The organism is Streptomyces sp. NBC_01304, from assembly GCF_035975855.1.
Classification (GTDB): Bacteria; Actinomycetota; Actinomycetes; order Streptomycetales; family Streptomycetaceae; genus Streptomyces.
Genome location: NZ_CP109055.1, coordinates 4,707,723 through 4,725,240, shown reverse-complemented (window position 1 = coordinate 4,725,240; position 17,518 = coordinate 4,707,723). Strand labels below are relative to the sequence as shown.

Annotated in this window: 15 protein-coding genes; 11 read left to right on the top strand and 4 right to left on the bottom strand. The window is 70.3% G+C overall.

Going from position 1 to position 17,518, the window contains the following annotated elements; translation table 11 throughout:
* Window positions 1–34: 34 nt before the first annotated feature.
* From OG430_RS20595 to OG430_RS20575, 5 genes are all read left to right on the top strand, one after another.
* Window positions 35–1,645 (top strand): serine/threonine-protein kinase, encoded by a 1,611-nt coding sequence (locus OG430_RS20595; protein WP_327354024.1) that lies wholly within the window; start codon window positions 35–37, stop codon window positions 1,643–1,645.
* Window positions 1,646–1,758: 113 nt separating this feature from the next.
* A complete protein-coding gene (locus OG430_RS20590) occupies window positions 1,759–3,585 on the top strand; it encodes a serine/threonine-protein kinase (protein ID WP_327354023.1) in 1,827 nt (608 codons plus the stop codon).
* A gap of 7 nt (window positions 3,586–3,592) precedes the next feature.
* On the top strand, window positions 3,593–5,122 hold the full coding sequence (locus OG430_RS20585; RefSeq protein ID WP_327354022.1) for a serine/threonine-protein kinase: 1,530 nt from the start codon (window positions 3,593–3,595) through the stop codon (window positions 5,120–5,122).
* 142 nt (window positions 5,123–5,264) lie between these two features.
* On the top strand, window positions 5,265–6,884 hold the full coding sequence (locus OG430_RS20580) for a succinic semialdehyde dehydrogenase (protein ID WP_327354021.1): 1,620 nt from the start codon (window positions 5,265–5,267) through the stop codon (window positions 6,882–6,884).
* A gap of 60 nt (window positions 6,885–6,944) precedes the next feature.
* Window positions 6,945–8,738 (top strand): GMC family oxidoreductase, encoded by a 1,794-nt coding sequence (locus OG430_RS20575; protein ID WP_327354020.1) that lies wholly within the window; start codon window positions 6,945–6,947, stop codon window positions 8,736–8,738.
* Between the two features lie 92 nt (window positions 8,739–8,830).
* Here the strand turns inward: OG430_RS20575 and OG430_RS20570 are convergent, their stop codons facing one another.
* The 3 genes from OG430_RS20570 to OG430_RS20560 all read right to left on the bottom strand — a co-directional run bounded on the left by OG430_RS20570 (window position 8,831) and on the right by OG430_RS20560 (window position 11,157).
* Complete coding sequence (locus tag OG430_RS20570) at window positions 8,831–9,832, bottom strand: LPXTG cell wall anchor domain-containing protein (RefSeq protein WP_327354018.1); 1,002 nt, start codon at window positions 9,830–9,832, stop codon at window positions 8,831–8,833.
* 281 nt (window positions 9,833–10,113) lie between these two features.
* Window positions 10,114–10,296, bottom strand: a complete 183-nt coding sequence (locus OG430_RS20565; RefSeq protein WP_327354017.1) for a DUF397 domain-containing protein — start codon at window positions 10,294–10,296, stop codon at window positions 10,114–10,116.
* A 9-nt stretch (window positions 10,297–10,305) separates the two neighbouring features.
* On the bottom strand, window positions 10,306–11,157 hold the full coding sequence (locus tag OG430_RS20560) for a helix-turn-helix domain-containing protein (protein ID WP_327354016.1): 852 nt from the start codon (window positions 11,155–11,157) through the stop codon (window positions 10,306–10,308).
* Between the two features lie 224 nt (window positions 11,158–11,381).
* On the opposite strand from OG430_RS20560, the gene OG430_RS20555 reads away from it, so the two are divergent.
* The 5 genes from OG430_RS20555 (at window position 11,382) to OG430_RS20535 (ending at window position 14,606) form a co-directional block, all read left to right on the top strand.
* Window positions 11,382–11,849, top strand: coding sequence for an ATP-binding protein (locus OG430_RS20555; protein WP_327354015.1), 468 nt, complete (start codon window positions 11,382–11,384; stop codon window positions 11,847–11,849).
* Window positions 11,850–11,890: 41 nt separating this feature from the next.
* The gene (locus tag OG430_RS20550; RefSeq protein WP_327354014.1) at window positions 11,891–12,235 is read left to right on the top strand and encodes a hypothetical protein; all 345 of its coding nucleotides are present in this window, start codon (window positions 11,891–11,893) and stop codon (window positions 12,233–12,235) included.
* Complete coding sequence (locus OG430_RS20545; protein ID WP_327354013.1) at window positions 12,232–12,891, top strand: nucleotidyl transferase AbiEii/AbiGii toxin family protein; 660 nt, start codon at window positions 12,232–12,234, stop codon at window positions 12,889–12,891. The genes OG430_RS20550 and OG430_RS20545 overlap by 4 nt, the downstream gene beginning before the upstream one ends.
* Before the next feature lie 195 nt (window positions 12,892–13,086).
* Window positions 13,087–13,827 carry a hypothetical protein gene (locus OG430_RS20540; RefSeq protein ID WP_327354012.1) on the top strand — a complete coding sequence of 247 codons (741 nt, stop codon included), beginning with the start codon at window positions 13,087–13,089 and terminating at the stop codon, window positions 13,825–13,827.
* The gene (locus OG430_RS20535; protein WP_327354011.1) at window positions 13,824–14,606 is read left to right on the top strand and encodes a hypothetical protein; all 783 of its coding nucleotides are present in this window, start codon (window positions 13,824–13,826) and stop codon (window positions 14,604–14,606) included. Before OG430_RS20540 ends, OG430_RS20535 begins: the two co-directional genes overlap by 4 nt.
* 566 nt (window positions 14,607–15,172) lie before the next feature.
* On the opposite strand, the gene OG430_RS20530 is transcribed toward OG430_RS20535, so the two are convergent.
* Window positions 15,173–15,460, bottom strand: coding sequence for a chorismate mutase (locus OG430_RS20530; protein WP_327354010.1), 288 nt, complete (start codon window positions 15,458–15,460; stop codon window positions 15,173–15,175).
* Window positions 15,461–15,862: 402 nt separating this feature from the next.
* Here OG430_RS20530 and guaA point away from each other — a divergent pair, with 402 nt between their 5' ends.
* Window positions 15,863–17,467: a glutamine-hydrolyzing GMP synthase gene (guaA, locus tag OG430_RS20525; protein WP_442816527.1), complete on the top strand. Its 1,605-nt coding sequence runs from the start codon at window positions 15,863–15,865 to the stop codon at window positions 17,465–17,467.
* Window positions 17,468–17,518: the final 51 nt, after the last annotated feature.

The window sequence follows — 17,518 nt, the reverse complement described above, 5'->3', positions numbered from 1 at the left end:
ACTAGCCCGCACACGTGTGCGGCATGATGAAGACATGGCGAGCTCGTCGGGCGCGGCAGACAGGGCGGAGGACAACGGCCGTCTGATCGCGGGCCGTTACCGGCTGCTCGACCGGATCGGGCGCGGCGGCATGGGCGTCGTCTGGCGGGCCACGGACACGCTGCTCGCCCGGCAGGTCGCCGTGAAGGAACTCCGGCTCGACGCCTCGCTCTCCGAAGAGGAGGCCGCCCAGCTCCGCGAGCGGACGCTGCGGGAGGCGCGCACCATCGCGCAGATCGGGCATCCGCACGTCATCGTCGTGCACGACGTGGTCGTGCAGGACGAACAGCCCTTCATCGTCATCGAGTTGATCGAAGGCGGTTCGCTGGCGGACCGGATCGCCGCCCACGGCCCGCTCGGCCCGGCCGAGGCGGCCCGGCTCTGCAGGGACCTCCTGGGCGCGCTGCGGGCCGCGCACGAGCAGGGCGTGCTGCACCGCGACCTCAAGCCCGGGAACGTACTCCTGGAGACCGGGACGGGCCGGGTCGTGCTCACCGACTTCGGGATCGCACAGGTCGCCGGGTCCACGACGCTCACCGAGTACGGGTCCTTCGTCGGGTCGCCCGAATACACCGCGCCGGAGCGGATGTCGGGGGGCGCGGCCGGGCCCGAGTCCGATCTGTGGTCGCTCGGGGTGCTGCTCTGCGCGGCGGTGAGCGGTGAATCGCCGTTCCGGCGCGACTCGTTGGGCGGGATATTGCACGCGGTGCTGATGGAGGAGGTGCGGCCGCCGGTCGAGGCGGGGCCGCTGCTGCCTCTCGTACGGGGACTCCTGGACCGTGATCCGCTGCGCAGAATCGATGCTGCGGAGGCCGAGCGGCTGCTGCGCGCGTATGCCAGGACAGGGGTGATGCCCGCGGTCCGGCCGGACGCGCGGGTGCGGCGCTGGTTTTCGCCGACGCGGGTGGACGACGGGCCCGAGCGGGTACGCGGCCCGGGCGGCCGGCACGACGCGGGGACGCCCCGCCACCCGAGCGGGAAGCTGGTGGCCGCGGCGACGGCGGCGGCGGTGGCCGCGGCGGGGATCTCCGCGGCGGCGCTGCTCATGCGGAAGGGGGACGACCCGGGGAAGGACGGGCCCTCGCCGTCCGTGTCGACCGTGGCTCCGTCGGCGACTCCCGGGCCCTCGACGGGCGGGCCGACGGAACCGCTTCCCGTACCGGCCGGGTACCGGATGGTCGACGATCCCGCGGGCTTCTCCCTCGCCGTGCCCGACAACTACCGGCGCAAGCTCCTGGCGTCACGGATCTTCTACATGTCGCCGGGGGACGTCATCCGGCTCGGTGTCCGGGAGCAGAAGCCGGTGCGCGGCGGCCCCGCGGCCGAGCAGCGGCGGGCGCACGCCGAGGGGCCGGACGGCAATCCCGGCTATCGCGACGGCAAGGTCACCGAGACCGTGTACCACGGACGGCCCGCCGCGCGGTGGGAGTTCACCTGGGACGGCTCCTCGCCGGCGGAGGGCGCCCGGCACACGGTCGACCTCTGCTGGGAGGAGGGCGGCCGGATGTACGACCTGTGGGTCTCGGCGCCGGTGGGCCGGTTGCGGGAGGCCGAGCGGCAGTTCGCTATGGCCCTCGACACCTTTGTGGCGGGCAAGACGCGCTGAGGATGGCCAAATCGGTGCGAAAGCGGCGAACGCTGGCACGGTGCGTCACGGGTCGGTGACCGCCGTGGGACTGGGCTGGAACTGGGGGCGCCTCACGCGGTAGGGATGGACGCATGAGCAATAACGGGGGAGCCTCCTACGGGCCCGACGAGCACACCAGCTTCGGCCTCCAGCCGCCGCAGCCGCCGCAGGGCGCTGCCGCCGGTGGCGCCTACGGGCCTGGCGCGTACGGGTCTCAGCAGGGCGGCGCGTACGACCCTCAGGCGGGCGGCGGCAACGGGCCCAACCCGTACGCCGCCGAGCAGGAGCCGGCCGTGACCCAGCCGGGCCACGCGGCCCCGGGCCGGCCGCAGGCGCCTCAGCCGCACGCCCCCCAGCCGCCCCCGCAGGCGCACGCCATCCCCACGCAGGTCTCCCCGCAGCAGCCGATGCAGCCCGATCCGGGCGCGGGCCGGCTGATCGCGGGCCGCTACCGGCTGCTGTCCAAGCTCGGTGCCGGCGGCATGGGCACGGTCTGGCGGGCCAAGGACGAGACGGTCGACCGTGAGGTCGCGGTCAAGGAACCGCGGGTCCCCGACCACCTGCCCGAGCGGGAGCGGGCGACCGCCTTCGAGCGCATGCGGCGCGAGGCGCGGGCCGCGGCGCGGCTGGACCACCCCGCGGTCGTCAACGTCCATGACGTGGCGATCGAGGACGGCCAGCCGTGGATCGTCATGGAGTTCGTCCAGGGCCGCTCCCTCGGCGCGGCGCTCCAGGAGGGCACGCTGGGCGCGCGCGAGGCGGCGCGGGTCGGGCTCGAGGTCCTGAATGCTTTGGACGCCGCCCACCAGGCGGGCATCCTGCACCGCGACGTCAAGCCGGACAACGTGATGCTCGGCCGCCACGACCGCGTGGTCCTGACCGACTTCGGCATCGCCCAGATCGAGGGCGAGACCAATCTGACCGACACCGGCGGCTTCGTCGGCTCGCCCGAATTCATCGCGCCCGAGCGGGTGTTGGGGCAGCGGCCGGGTCCGGCGTCCGACCTGTGGTCGCTGGGTGTGGTCCTGTACGCGGCCACGGAGGGCGTGTCGCCGTTCCGGCGGAACAACACTCCGGCGACGCTGCAGTCGGTTTTGAACGCGACGCCGGCCGCTCCCGCTTCGGCGCAGGGTCCGCTGGCCGAGGTGATCAACGGCCTGCTGAACAAGGACGCGGCCCACCGTCCTGACGCCACGCGGGTGCGGCAGTTGCTGACGGAGGCGGCGAAGCCTCCGGTGGCGGCGCCGACTCAGGTGATGGCGTCGGGTGGTGTGGGTGGGCCCGCCGAGGGTGGCATCCGGGTCGGTAAGAAGGCGTTGCTCGGGATCGGGGCCGGTCTCGTGGCGCTGGTGGTGGCCGGGGTGGTCGTGGTCATGGATCCGTTCGCGGGGGACACCCCCGAGGGTTTCCACGCGCAGGAGTTCAAGGGTCTCAACGCCTCGGTGTCGATGCCCGGGCACTACAAGCAGTCTGGTGCGCCCGAGACGTACGCTGCCAAGACCCAGCACTGGCTGTCGTACAGCGACCCCAGCGGTTCGATCACCATCACGCTCGACTTCAAGAAGAAGTCGGAAGACACCTCCAACGAGATCGCCAGCAGCGCGGCCGCCGAGGCGTACCAGGACGTGGCCGAACTCAAGGACGGCACCAGCGACCTCAGCAACGACAACGCCGCCAAGGTCGAGACCGACACCGAGGTCAAGTACAAGGAGAAGAAGGCCGCCGAGAACTCCTTCACCTACGACGACGGAGACGAGAAGTGGTCGTCGCCGCGCGAGGCCAAGGTCTTCTACGTCGCGACCGGCAACGGCGACATGTACAAGCTCGCGATCAGGTACCCCGGCAAGGGCGACTTCACCGAACGTGGGCGCGAGGTCGCCAAGGAAGCCATCGCCGGCCTGAAGCTCGACAACCTCTGACCCGGAGATGCCCGCCCCCGGCGACAGACTCATAGCCAACCGCTACCGCCTCACCGAGCGCATCGGCTCCGGCGGCATGGGCACGGTCTGGCTCGCGGTCGACGAACGCGTAGGCCGCGAATGTGCCGTCAAGGAGCCCCAGTTACCGGGCGACCCGGCCCAGCACCAGCAGGCGTACGAACGCCTCAGACGTGAGGCGCGGGCCGCCGCCCGGGTCGAGCACCCCGCCGCGGTGGCCATCCACGACGTGGTCACCGAGGGCGGACTGCCCTGGATCGTCATGGAGTTGGTCCGCGGCGAGTCCCTGCAGCAGGTGCTCGACCGCGGCCCGCTGCCCCCGGCCGAGGCCGCCCGGATCGGCCTCGCCCTCGTCGGCGCGCTGGCCGCCGCGCACGCCAAGGGCATCCTGCACCGCGACGTGAAGCCCGCGAACGTCCTGATCGGCCCGCACGGTCGCGTCGTCCTCACCGACTTCGGCATCGCGCACATCCAGGGCGAGGAAACCCTCACGGTGACCGGCGAGTTCGTCGGCTCGCTCGACTACATCGCGCCGGAGCGCATGGCGGGCGTGAGCGTGGGGCCCGAGTCCGATCTGTGGTCGCTCGGTGTGCTGCTTTACGCCGCCGTCGAGGGCGTGTCTCCGTTCCGGCGTACGTCACTTGAGTCGACGCTGGCCGCGATCCTGACGGACACCCCGCCGCAGCCCCGGCAGGCGGGCGCCCTCGGCCCACTGATCATGGGGCTCCTGGCGAAGCCGCCGCAGGAGCGGCCTTCGGCTCAGGCGGTGACGCGGTTCCTGGGGGAGGCGGCGGCGGGACGTACGGTCGAAGAGGCCGTCACTGCCGAAGAGCCGGAGGCCGGAACGGAAGCGGCCACCGAGCGGCTCTCCGCACCCGAAGACCCCGCCCCCACCCGCAAGTTCACCCCCTCCCCGGACAGCGACACCAGGCCTTCGGCCGTACGCGACCCGGGTCGCCGGCGCCTGCTCACCGGCCTCGCCGGCGTGGTCGCCGCAGGGGCGCTCGGCACCGGAGGGTGGCTGTACCTCGCCTCGGACGGGGACCCGGAAGACGGCCTGCCCCCGGCGAGCGGCGGTTACCGCACGTTCGAGGAGCTGGGCGCCCGGCTCGCGGTGCCCGAGGCCCACACGGAGATCGAGCGGACCACGACCCGCGTGATGTTCCGTTCCGGGGACGACGACGTCTGGCTGAGCGTGACCCGGCAGTACGGCGGTCCCGGTGAGGTCGGCACCTGGGCGATGAGCGAGAAGGCGAAGATGCAGAACGCGGGCGACACGGCCTACCAGTCGTCGTTGGAACTCCCGGGTGCCGGGGGTCCCGGTGCCGACCCGCTGCCCGCGGCCCTGGTCGACTCGACGTACCAGGACGAGGGCTTTCATCGCCGCGTGACCCTGTACGTCGTGACCGACCGCGGCGTCCACTACGAGCTCTTCGTCGACATGCCCAAGGGCACCGCCGCCGAGAAGCGCGGCATGACCGCGTACAAGCAGCTGCGCGACCGGCTGAAATTCGACTGAGCCCCCCGCCGCGGCCGACAAGCCCCTGATCAGGCCCTTTGCTGCCAGCGATCGCTGGCGCGGTGTGCGGAGCCCGTGAAAGCCGGTGAAGGCGCGTTACCGACGGGTACACAAACCGGTCCCGGCGCCGTACGCTCACGCCATGACGGACTCGCAGGCCCCCGCCCCCACCGCCGCCGGCACGAACCCCCTCGCCCCGGCCCCCCAAGGCGCCCGTACGGCGTCCGACGTCGTCACGCCCGAGCTGGTCGCCCAGCTCACCCGCGGTGTCGTGGGCGGTGGGCGGACGGCCAACCACACCCCGTTCACCGGCGAGAAGCTGGCGGACCTGCCCGAGTCCACGCCCGACGACGTGACCCTCGCCTTCGAGCGGGCCCGCGAGGCCCAGCTCATATGGGCCCAGGTGCCGGTCCGGCAGCGCGCCGCGGTCCTGCTCCGCTTCCACGACCTGGTGCTCGCCCGCCAGGCCGAGGTCCTCGACCTCATCCAGCTGGAGACCGGCAAGGCCCGCCTGCACGCGCACGAGGAAGTCCAGGCGGTGGCCGTCGCGGCCCGCCACTACGGCCGCAAGGCCCCCTCCTACCTGCGCCCCAAGCGCCACACGGGCGCCGTGCCGACCCTCACCAAGGTCACCGAGAACCGCCAACCCCGGGGCGTGGTAGGCCAGATCGCCCCCTGGAACTACCCCTTCGAGCTCTCCGTCGGCGACGCGCTCCCGGCCTTCGTGTCCGGCAACGCGGTCGTGATGAAGCCCGACACCGAGACCTGCCTCACCGCGCTCTGGGCGCGTGACCTCCTCATCGAGGCCGGTCTGCCCGCCGAGGTCTTCCAGGTCGTGCTCGGCGAAGGCCCGGTCATCGGCCCGGAGTTGGTCAAGCACGCCGACTACGTCTCCTTCACCGGCTCGACCCGCACGGGACGCGAGGTCGCGCAGGGCGCCGCCGCCCGCCTCGTCGGCGTATCGCTCGAACTCGGCGGCAAGAACGCCATGTTGGTGCTCCACGACGCGGACGTGGAGAAGGCCGCGGCCGGTGCGGTCCGCGCCTGCTTCTCCTCCGCCGGTCAACTCTGCATCTCCATCGAGCGGTTGTACGTCCACGAGTCGATCGCCGACGCGTTCGTGGAGCGCTTCGCCGCCCGTACCAAGGCGATGCGCCTCGGCAAGTCCCTCGCGTACGGCGCCGACATGGGCTCGCTCGTCGGCGAGCGCCAGATCGAGACGGTCAAGCGGCACGTCGAGGAGGCCGTCGCGAAGGGCGCGACGCTGGTCGCGGGCGGCGTCGCCCGTCCCGACATCGGCCCCTTCTTCTTCGAGCCGACCATCCTGGACGGCGTCGAGGACCCGATGGCGGTGTGCACCGAGGAGACCTTCGGCCCGGTCGTCTCCATCTACCGCTTCAAGGACGAGGACAAGGCGGTCGAGCTCGCCAACGCGACGCCGTACGGCCTCAATTCGTCGGTCTGGACGAAGGACGGGCGCAGGGGCCGGGCGGTCGCTGCCCGGCTGCGTACCGGCACCGTCAACGTCAACGAGGGCTACGCGCCCGCGTACGGCAGCGTCCAGTCCCCGATGGGCGGCATGAAGGAGTCCGGCCTCGGCCGCCGGCACGGCTCCGAGGGCATCCTCAAGTACACCGAGGCGCAGACGGTCGCGCACCAGCGCATCATGCCGATGGCCCCCTCGTTCGGGATGAACGACGAGAAGTACGCGGCGTTCATGAGCCGCAGCCTGAAGGCGATGAAGGTGTTCCGCCTCCGCTGACCCGCCCGTTTCCCCTTCTGCTCGTACGTCGCTGACCTGCAGGTTTCTACGGAGGTATCGGTGTCCCAGGACGAGTCTGTCCAGAATCAACAGGCGTACGACTACGACGTCGTGGTCGTCGGTTCCGGCTTCGGCGGCGCAGTCTCCGCGCTGCGGCTTTCGGAGAAGGGCTACCGCGTCGGCGTCCTTGAGGCGGGCCGCCGCTTCACGCGCGAGACGCTGCCGCGCAACTCCTGGGACCTGAAGAACTACCTCTGGGCCCCGGCGCTCGGCCTGTTCGGCATCCAGCGCATCCATCTGCTCGGCAATGTGATGGTGCTCGCGGGCGCGGGGGTGGGCGGCGGTTCGCTCAACTACGCCAACACGCTCTACGTCCCCCCGGCCGCGTTCTTCAACGACCCGCAGTGGAAGGACATCACCGACTGGCAGGAGGAGTTGAAGCCGTACTACGACCAGGCGCAGCGCATGCTCGGCGTACGGCTCAACCCGACCATGACCCCATCCGACGTCCACCTCAAGGCGACCGCCGAGGCGATGGGGGTCGGGGACTCCTTCCACATGGCGCCGGTCGGGGTCTTCTACGGGGACGGTTCGGATGCCGACGGCTCGGCGAAGGCCAAGCCCGGCGCGGAGGTCCAGGACCCCTACTTCGGCGGCGCGGGCCCGTCCCGCAAGGCGTGCACCGAGTGCGGGGAGTGCATGACGGGCTGCCGGCACGGCGCGAAGAACACCCTCAACGAGAACTATCTGTATCTGGCGGAGAAGGCGGGTGCCGTCATCCACCCGATGACGTCCGTCGTCTCCGTCACGGAGGACTCGCGGGGCGGCTTCGCGGTGGCCACGCTGCCGACGGACAAGAAGAGGAAGGGTCAGGGGCGTACGTTCACGGCTTCGCGGGTCGTGATCGCGGCGGGCACGTACGGCACGCAGACGCTCCTGCACCGCATGAAGGACACCGGCCTGCTGCCCCAACTGTCCTCTCGACTGGGCGACTTGACCCGCACGAACTCCGAGGCCCTGGTCGGCGCCCAGACCGACAACAGGCGGTACAAGAAGCGCCACGGGGCCGCGAAGGTGGACTTCACGCGGGGCGTCGCGATCACGTCCTCCATCCACCCCAACGACAGCACCCACATCGAGCCCGTCCGCTACGGCAAGGGCTCGAACGCCATGGGCGGCATGACGATCCTCCAGGTCCCCTACTCCTCCCGGCGGGTCCTCGGCTGGCTCGGCAACTGTGCCAAGCACCCCTGGCTGATGATGCGTTCGCTCTCCAACCGCCGCTGGTCGGAGCGCACGATCATCGGCCTGGTGATGCAGTCCCTGGACAACTCCCTGACGACGTACCGGAAACCGGGCGGCCTGGGGAAGGGTCTGCTGACGGCCCGGCAGGGCCACGGCGCGCCCAACCCGAACCAGATCCGCGAGGCGACGCAGGCCGCGACCCTGCTGGCCGAGGAGATCAACGGCTTCGCCGGGTCCAACGTGGGCGAGCTGATGGGCACGCCCCTGACCGCCCACTTCCTCGGCGGCTGCCCGATCGGCGACTCGGCCGAGTCCGGGGTGATCGACCCCTACCACCGGCTGTACGGCCACCCGGGCATCTCCGTGGTGGACGGCGCCGCGGTCACGGCGAACCTGGGCGTGAACCCGTCCCTGACGATCACCGCCCAGGCCGAGCGCGCGATGTCGCTGTGGCCCAACAAGGGCGAGGCGGACGCGCGTCCGGCCCAGGGCTCGGAGTATGCGCGGCTCACGGCTGTGACGCCCAAGTCGCCGGTGGTGCCGGCGGATGCGTTCGGCGCGCTGAAGCTGCCGTTCCTGGGGATGCCGGCGGTTCCGCCGAAGAAGTAGCGCGTACGAAGCCGTTGAAGTGAGGCATGCGAAAGGGACCTGCGCCCCCCTCCGAGCGCAGGTCCCTTACGTGTGTGGGGTGTTGCCGTGCCTTACGCGGCGTCGGCGCTCTTGCGGCGCTTCATCGCGAAGACGACTCCGGCACCGGCGACGATGGTGATGCCGCCGATCAGGCCGATGACGGGGAGCTGGGAGCTGGAGCCGGTCGAGGCGAGGTTGCCGTCGATCTCCTCGTGGCCGCCCTGCGGGGCAGGCTTGTTGCCCTTGCCCGGCTTGCCCTTGGCGGGCGGAACCTTGCCCGGCTTGCTGCCCGCGGCGAGGATGTCGAACTCGAACATCATGTCTTCGCTGAACTCGCAGTCGCCGTCCTCGGAGACGTAGACGCCGGAGCTGAACGCGTAGCCGTAGCCGGCCGGGGCCTTGGCGTCGACCTTCACGCGCAGCTCAGCGGTGATGGTCTCGCCCGCGGCGACCTTCTCGGCGGTGCCGAAGTAGCCGGCCGTGTCGGCGATCGACTCCCAGCCGGACTCGCTCTTCCACTCGACCGAGAGGTACTTGGAGATCACCTCGAGGTCTGCCCCGTCGATACCGATGACGTCGACATACGCCTGAATGGCGTGCATCTCCTGGTCGGAGGTGTTCGTCGCCTCGTAGGTGAAGTTGTGCCAGCCCGAGCCGGCGACGATCTTCGAGGGCAGCCCGGTGAGGGTCGTCTCGATGCTCGCGCCGTCCGTCACGGTGGTGCACTCGTCCGGGTCCGGCGACGGGGAGACCGTCTCGCTCTCCGTCGCGGTCGGGGTGGCGCCCGGCGTGGTCTCGGACGCGGTCGGCGTCGGGGTGCCGGTCTCCGGCGTGGTCTCGGAGGCGCTCGGCGTCGGTGTGCCCGTCTCCGGCGTCGTCTCGGGCGCGGTCGGCGTCGGTGTGCCCGTCTCCGGCGTGGTCTCCGAGGCACTCGGCGTCGCGCCGGGCGTCTCCTCCGTCGCGTACGCAGCCGTCGCCGACAGCAGAGCGGCGGGGGCTATGACGGCCGTAACGGCCGCAGCGGCCATGACACGGCGAAGCTTCATGAAGACCTCGGGAGGTGCGGTGTCCACGCGGGCAAGCGCGGCACAGGTCGGGGGCCCTCCCGTATGGAGGTACAGGTGTGGCCGTTGGTTCGCATGTGTGACCTGTGATGGGTGTGAATGGTTGTGCGGGCATTCACAGAATTCTTATGTGGCCTGAGTCACAAGGTGTGCTTGTTGCTTGCGGTGGCTCGCGGGCCGACGTACGCCCCGGAGGGGAGGCCTCCTGGGGGTGCGTGGGGGAAAAGGGGCAGTTGTATCGGGCATATCGGGCCGCCTGGTGGCACTTTCCCCCCACGAAGCCCCTCGCCTCAAGAAGCGCGGCTCCTGAGGGCTCGTATCAGGGCGAGCAGGGAGTCGGGGGACGCGCTCAGGATCACCTCGGGGTCGTCGCTTTCGCGGAGGTGGATCGTTCCGGCGGGGGTGGTGGCGACGTAGACGCAGGAGGACGCCTCCTCGCTGTACGTGGACTTCTGCCAGGTCAGGTTGGTCATGGTGGCCTTTCAGGTGCCCTGGGCGATGCGCTGGATGAGGGTGCGGGACGGGTCCGGCTCCAGGGTGGCCTTCTCCATGCGGTCCAGCACCAGTCGGTACTTGGTCAACTGTGCTGATGCATCGATGAGTTCGCTGCCATGGGCCGCGTCCAGTTGTGCGGTATCGAGTGCCGGTACGGGGCCGTAGGCGTAGTCGAGGCCGTGCCCAACGGTGGGGAACGAGGTGCCGTCGAAGGGGATGACGCGCAGCGAGACGTGAGGTGACTCGCTCGTCTCGACCAGGTGGGCCAACTGGGCGCGAGCCACTTCGCGTCCGCCGAACTGCATGCGCAGGGCGGCCTCGTGGATGATCGCGGTGTACGGCATCGGCTCATCCCGGAACAGGATGGCCTGGCGCTTGATGCGGTGGGAGACGCGGTACTCGATCTCGTGCGGGCGTAGGGCGGGGACTACTTCGCGGAAGAGCGCGCGGGCGTGCTCGGGAGTCTGGAGCAAGCCGGGGATGTTGATGACCTGGGCGACGCGTAGGGCCTTGGCGTGGTGCTCCATCTCGGCCAAGTCCAGCATGCGGGGCGACAAGGTGTCGCGATACTCCTCCCACCAGCCACGTTTCCGATCGGACGCCATGGCGACGAGGGCGTCGACGAGAGGTTCGTCGGTGCAGTCGTAGTTCCGGGCGAGGGTGCGGATGCGCTGTTCGCTGAGGCCGAAGCGCCCCGTTTCGATGTTGCTGATGCGCGCCTGGTTGGCGCCGAGCATCTCGCCCGCCTCGCGAGCGGTCAGTCCGGCTTGCTCTCGCAGCTTGCGCAGCTCAACTCCCAGGCGGAGCTGGCGTGCGGTGGGGGTTGGCCTCGGTGGCATGCTCGTCCGCTTCCTTGTCGTCCGTCACCCACACGGGTGGAACGTCGGATACATCCGCAGATTCCGTAGGAACCATTCTACGGGCGCCGCTACGGTGAGTCCCAAGCCGCCCAACTGGCCTGGCCCGTAAGCCGGAAGCGCTCCGCGTCCCCTCGCGAACGCGACATGCCACCGCCCGGCCGAGCCCGTTGGTGAACCCGATTCCCCCACCGCAGGCGGAGCTCATGGTCACCGTATCCCCGCCCGAACCCTGGTCGTACGCCCTTCACTTGCCCCACGATCCGCGTGCTCCGCGCGTCGCCCGCATGACCCTCCGGGCCGCACTCGCAGGGCATGGCATGCCCGAACTCCTCGATACAGCCGAGCTGTTGACCTCGGAGATGGTCACCAATGCATACCGGCATGCAAAGGGCGCGGCGGCGATGCGGGTGCGTGGGGGTGAGGGCGGACGTCTGAGGGTCGGGGTGTGGGACTCCAACCCGCACATCCCGCCCCCTTTCGACCGTCCGTCGAGGCCACTGCGGACCGCCCCGGCGGCCGACGAGGACGATGGCGGGCGCGGCCTCCTCCTCGTCCGGCTGTGGGCCGATGACTGGGGCGGTTACCCGCTGGGGGACGACCTCTTCGGGCGGGGCGGCAAGCTGCTCTGGTTCGAGCTCGGAGTCGCGGCCGAGGCGGTGGTTGCTGCATGAATCGCGGGGCCCTCACGCAGCGTGCGCGGCATACTGGCGGCGTGGACGGAGACCGGAATCCTCAGGCATTCGCGCGGTGGAGCTACGGCGCCGACCGGCTGCCCGGATCGCTCGACGAGCTGGCCGGGCCGGTGACCGGCACGGTCGAGCTGCCGCTGCACCTGGCCTGGTCCGGGCTGCGCGCCTTCGATCTGGGGAACACCAAGCTGCTGCTCGGGATGTACCGGATCGTCCTCAACAACGGACTGCGGGACGACTTCGTCGCGTACCTCGACGGGGACCTTCTGGTCGCCCATTGGCCCATCCTGCGCAAGATGCTCGGCCGAGGTGTGCGCACCGTCTGGGAGGACACGTTCGCCGAGCTTCGAGAGGCCGGTAGCGCGTGAGGATGCCGGAACTGCATCGCCGACTGCTGGCGGATGCGTTCGAGGTGGGTGGTGTGTTCGGTCTGGCGCTGATGGGCGGGTACGCCGTCCAGGCGCACGGCGTCGTCAGCCGGCCGAGCCAGGACCTCGACTTCGCCACGCAGGACCCGGCGCCGATAGAGGACATCGTCGAGGTCCTGACCGCGGGCCTGGGGAAGCGTGGCTGGCGCATCTCGAACGTCAGCGTGACCCCACGCCTGGCCCGCCTCCTGGCCACCGATCCCGTCACCGAGGCGAGTTGCGAGGTCGACCTGCTCAAGGAGGTGCTCTGGCGGCCCCCGGTCGTCATGGACGTCGGGCCCGTCATCGACATCGCCGATGTCGTGGCCACGAAGATGCGGGCGCTCGGCGACCGTGGCCTTCCCCGGGACGCGATCGACGTGCATGCCATGAGCGCCGACCATCCGATGGCCGAACTGGAGCGGCTCGGCGCCCGGAATGCGGAGGACTTCGACCTCCGCGAGCTGCGCGACCGCCTGGAGGCCCTGGTCTGGGTGAGCGACGAGGAGTTCGCGGCGTACGGCCTGACCGACGAACAGATCGCAGAGATCCGCCACTGGGCCCAGGACTGGGAACGAGACCTGGGCCTCCGCCTCGCCGAGGACTACGACGACTGACCCGGCCACGCGCCCCGGCGGAGCCCACCCCGGCGGAGCGCAGCCGTTGCCGGCCCGTGATGAGGCCCCGTACAACCTTTTCGGCGATCTCCGATCGTTACCGGAATTCCCTGTTCAGGGCCGAGACTTGGGCCTTTCATTACCTCCGGGTACGCCATGGGTGCGTGTGCCCGGAGAACGTGAAAGCAGGGAACGTTGAAGGCAACTCTGTCGCGGGGTGCGGTGTCCGCACTGGTCGTGGCTGCTCTGGGATTTACCGCCGCCGGCTGTGGCGGCAAGGGCGACAGCGCGGAGGGCAAGGAGCGGCCCTCGCCCTCCAAGGCGGCGGCCGCGCAGGCGGACAAGCCGAAGAAGGCCGCCGCGGGCGCGCTCAGTGCCGCGCAGTTGGCGGAAGTCATCGTCGGCAAGGGCGATGTCGCGGGTTACAAGTTCGAGGCCAAGGCCAAGGACGAGATCCTCAACCTGAACATGCCCGCGAAGCCCGAGGCCTGCCAGGCCGTCGCGGACATGTTCTTCTTCGGCACGCAGCCCGAGGCCAAGGCCTCGCTCGGCCGCAACATCACGCCCGCCGGCAAGGACTCCACCGACGCCAACTACACTTCGCTCGTGCTGCTCTCGCACGAGCAGGCCGATGCCGAGAAGGTCATCGGTGATCTGCGTACCTCCGTGGAGAAGTGCGGCGGCAAGTACGAGCACCTCGAGATGAAGTACGACGGCGTCAAGGCTCTGCCCGCGCCGGAGGTGGGGGACGAGGCGGTCTCGTACCGCGTGAGCGGTGACTTCGACGGCGACAAGATGCCGATGTTCGTCACGGTCGTGCGCAGCGGTTCGACCTTGGTCGCCGCGTCCACCTTGAACTACCTGGAGCCGGAGAAGACGGAAGTCCCGGCCGAGGTCATCGAAGCGCAGCTCGCCAAGTTGAAGAAGGGTGCGTGAGCACGTTGAAGTCCACGAGGTCCACCGTTTCCCGAGTACTCCTTGCCGCCTCCGTCGTGGCCGCCCTCGGGTTCACCGCCGCCTGTGGCGGGGGCGACGACAAGGCCGACGACAAGCCGACCAAGCCGTCCAAGGGTGCCTCGGCCGGCACCACCGGCGGAGGCGACGACAAGGCTTCGGACGAGCCCTCCGACAAGCCCTCCGAGGAGCCGAAGGGCGCCGGGCCGCTCACCGAGGCCCAGTTGAAGAAGGCCCTCGTCTCGGGCAGCGACGTGCCGGGCCTCAAGTTCGACGGCGGCCCCGGCGGGGACCTGGAGAAGCCGATCACGGTGGGTGCGGAGTGCCAGGCGCTCGCCGACGCCGCCACCATCAACAGCCACCCGGAGGCCAAGGCCCGCGCCGCGGCCATGGGGATGCCCACGGACTTCTCCTCGATGAACATCGTCGGGCTGCTCGCGCACGAGCAGGCCGATGCGACGAAGATCGTCGCCGATGTGCGCGCCGCCGTGGGCAAGTGCCAGAAGTTCGACGCCGACGGTGGTGGGTTCTCCCAGACCAAGGCGCTGCCCGACCCGAAGGGCGGCGACGAGGGCGTCGCGTACAGCATGATGACGAAGGGCGACGACGGGGACACCCAGGCGGTGACGTTCAACGTCTTCCGCAGTGGCTCGACCGTGGCCGTCTTCTACTCCGGCAACATCGGGAGCAGCACTCCCGGCACGGTTCCGCAGAAGCTGATCGACGCTCAGCTGACCAAGCTGGAGCAGGTCGCCAAGTAGCTTGCCCCGAAAGTTGGTTGGGCACGGCGAAGGGCCCCGCGGAGCGGATCCGCGGGGCCCTTCGCTGCCACACCGACGTCAGGGCAGAGTCGGTGTTGCGGAGCGGCGCCGGGGGGTGCGCCGCTGGATGCGGGAGCTGGTCGGCGACCCGGCGCACGAGGGGCGCGCGGCTGGTCTCGACCTTTGGCAATAGGCTTGTGGAGTACGGCAGTTGGGACTGCGTGCCTCTACGCATCGTGGTGGATGATTCGCGGCCCGCGCAACCGTTTCGGCCAGAAGAACCGTTGGCCGGCCCCGGGCGTCCCCGGAGCCGGCCAATCTTTCTCAATGTGACCGGGCTGCTGTCCCCTGCTGTCCGGTCACGAACTGAAGCGAGGTCCCACGACGTACGACACCGGCACAGCCGATCCGTACGTCTCATCGCTCCAGCGGAGCCACGCGTGGTTTCTACGGGCCCGCCCCTGGCTGGCACGGACACCGGGACCAACGAAGTCCGTCGCTCACCGGTCACGCGCCGTACGGGTGAGAGCGCGCCCGAACTCAGGTCCGGCCCCTCGGACCGGCCCTCAGATCCGGCCCCGGCACAGCTCCAGCAGCGTCATGGCGAGCGCGGTGCCCGGCTTGCCCACGGCGTCGCTGTAGTGGGCGAGGACTTCCATCTCGCGGGAGAGGTTCACGCGGCGGCCGCCCGATGTGATCCGCGCCTCCTGGATCACCGCCGAGACGGCCATCCGTTCCTGTACGAGACCGATGATGCGGTCGTCGAGGGCGTCGATGCGTGTCCGGGCGTTGCCGATGAGGTCGGCGGCCTCGGTCGTGCGGGCGCCGGTCTTCTCGGTCGTGGTGGTGGTCATGGCGGGGCTCCTTGGTGCGTAGGCCCCGAGCGGCGACTCGGCCCGGAAAACACAGCGCGCCCCGGGCCTGTCGGCCCGGGGCGCCTGGGAAGTCGCTTGTCAGTGGATCAAGCAGCTCGACCATGGCAGCCGGCGGGCCGGTTGCCATAGGTAAAGAGGAAGCTGAGGTGCTTGGTCACGGGAACAGTATGACCCCACGGGCGCGGGCCCGGTCAATCCGGGACCGGCCGGGGTTCGGATGGTGAGACGCCATCCGGGGCAGTCCGGGTTCGGATGGTGAGACGAAAAGGCGGTCCCGAGCCCCGTTAGAATCGACGAAACACCAGACACCTGCAGATCCCTGCTCGCAGAACCCTGCTCTGCACGCTGCAGTTCCCTGCTCGATGCCGGAAGGCCGCCGCCGTGCCCCCAGCCTCCCCCTCCGCCGACGCCGGAGCGGCCCCCGCTGCCGCCGCTCCCGACACCGTCCTGGTCGTCGACTTCGGCGCCCAGTACGCCCAGCTCATCGCCCGCCGTGTGCGTGAGGCCCGGGTCTACAGCGAGATCGTGCCCAGCACCATGCCGGTCGCCGAGATGCTCGCCAAGAACCCCGCGGCGATCATCCTGTCCGGCGGCCCCTCGTCGGTGTACGCGCCGGGCGCGCCCCGCCTCGACCGCGAGCTCTTCGAGGCCGGGGTCCCGGTCTTCGGCATGTGCTACGGCTTCCAGCTCATGGCCACGACGCTCGGCGGCACCGTCGACGACAACGGCGCCCGTGAGTACGGACGTACGCCGCTGCACGTGAGCAAGTCCGGCTCGACCCTCTTCGAGGGCACCCCGGACGAGCAGTCCGTGTGGATGTCGCACGGCGACGCCTGCTCCGCCGCCCCCGAGGGCTTCACCGTCTCGGCGTCCACCGACGTCGTACCGGTCGCCGCCTTCGAGAACGACGAGAAGAAGCTGTACGGCGTCCAGTACCACCCGGAGGTCATGCACTCCACGCACGGCCAGCAGGTGCTCGAGCACTTCCTGTACCGGGGCGCGGGGCTCACCCCGAACTGGACCACCGGCAATGTCATCGAGGAGCAGGTCGCCCTCATCCGCGAGCAGGTCGGCGACAAGCGCGCCATCTGCGGCCTGTCCGGCGGCGTGGACTCGGCGGTCGCCGCGGCGCTCGTGCAGAAGGCCATCGGCTCCCAGCTGACGTGCGTGTACGTCGACCACGGGCTGATGCGCAAGGGCGAGACCGAGCAGGTCGAGAAGGACTTCGTGGCCGCGACCGGCGCGAACCTCGTGGTCGTCGACGCCGAGGAGCGCTTCCTGAACGCGCTGGCCGGTGTCTCCGACCCCGAGACCAAGCGAAAGATCATCGGCCGCGAGTTCATCCGGGTCTTCGAGCAGGCGCAGGCCGACATCATCGCCGACGCGGGTCCGGCGGTCGGCTTCCTCGTGCAGGGCACGCTGTACCCGGACGTGGTCGAGTCCGGTGGCGGCACCGGCACCGCCAACATCAAGTCGCACCACAACGTCGGCGGCCTCCCCGACGACATCGAGTTCGAGCTCGTCGAGCCGCTGCGCAAGCTGTTCAAGGACGAGGTCCGCATGGTCGGCCAGGAGCTCGGCCTGCCGGACGAGATCGTCCAGCGCCAGCCCTTCCCGGGCCCCGGCCTCGGCATCCGCATCGTCGGCGAGGTCACCAAGGAGCGCCTGGACCTGCTGCGCGAGGCCGACGCCATCGCCCGCGAGGAGCTCACCGCGGCCGGCCTCGACCGGGACATCTGGCAGTGCCCGGTCGTCCTGCTCGCGGACGTGCGCAGCGTGGGCGTGCAGGGTGACGGCCGGACGTACGGCCACCCGATCGTCCTGCGCCCCGTCTCGTCCGAGGACGCCATGACGGCGGACTGGACGCGGATGCCGTACGAGGTGCTCGCGAAGATCTCGACCCGGATCACCAACGAGGTGGCCGATGTGAACCGCGTGGTGCTCGACGTGACGAGCAAGCCGCCGGGCACCATCGAGTGGGAGTAGTTCCCACCGGCAGTACGTGACCGAAGGCGCCGCCCGCGCGGGATGCGGGCG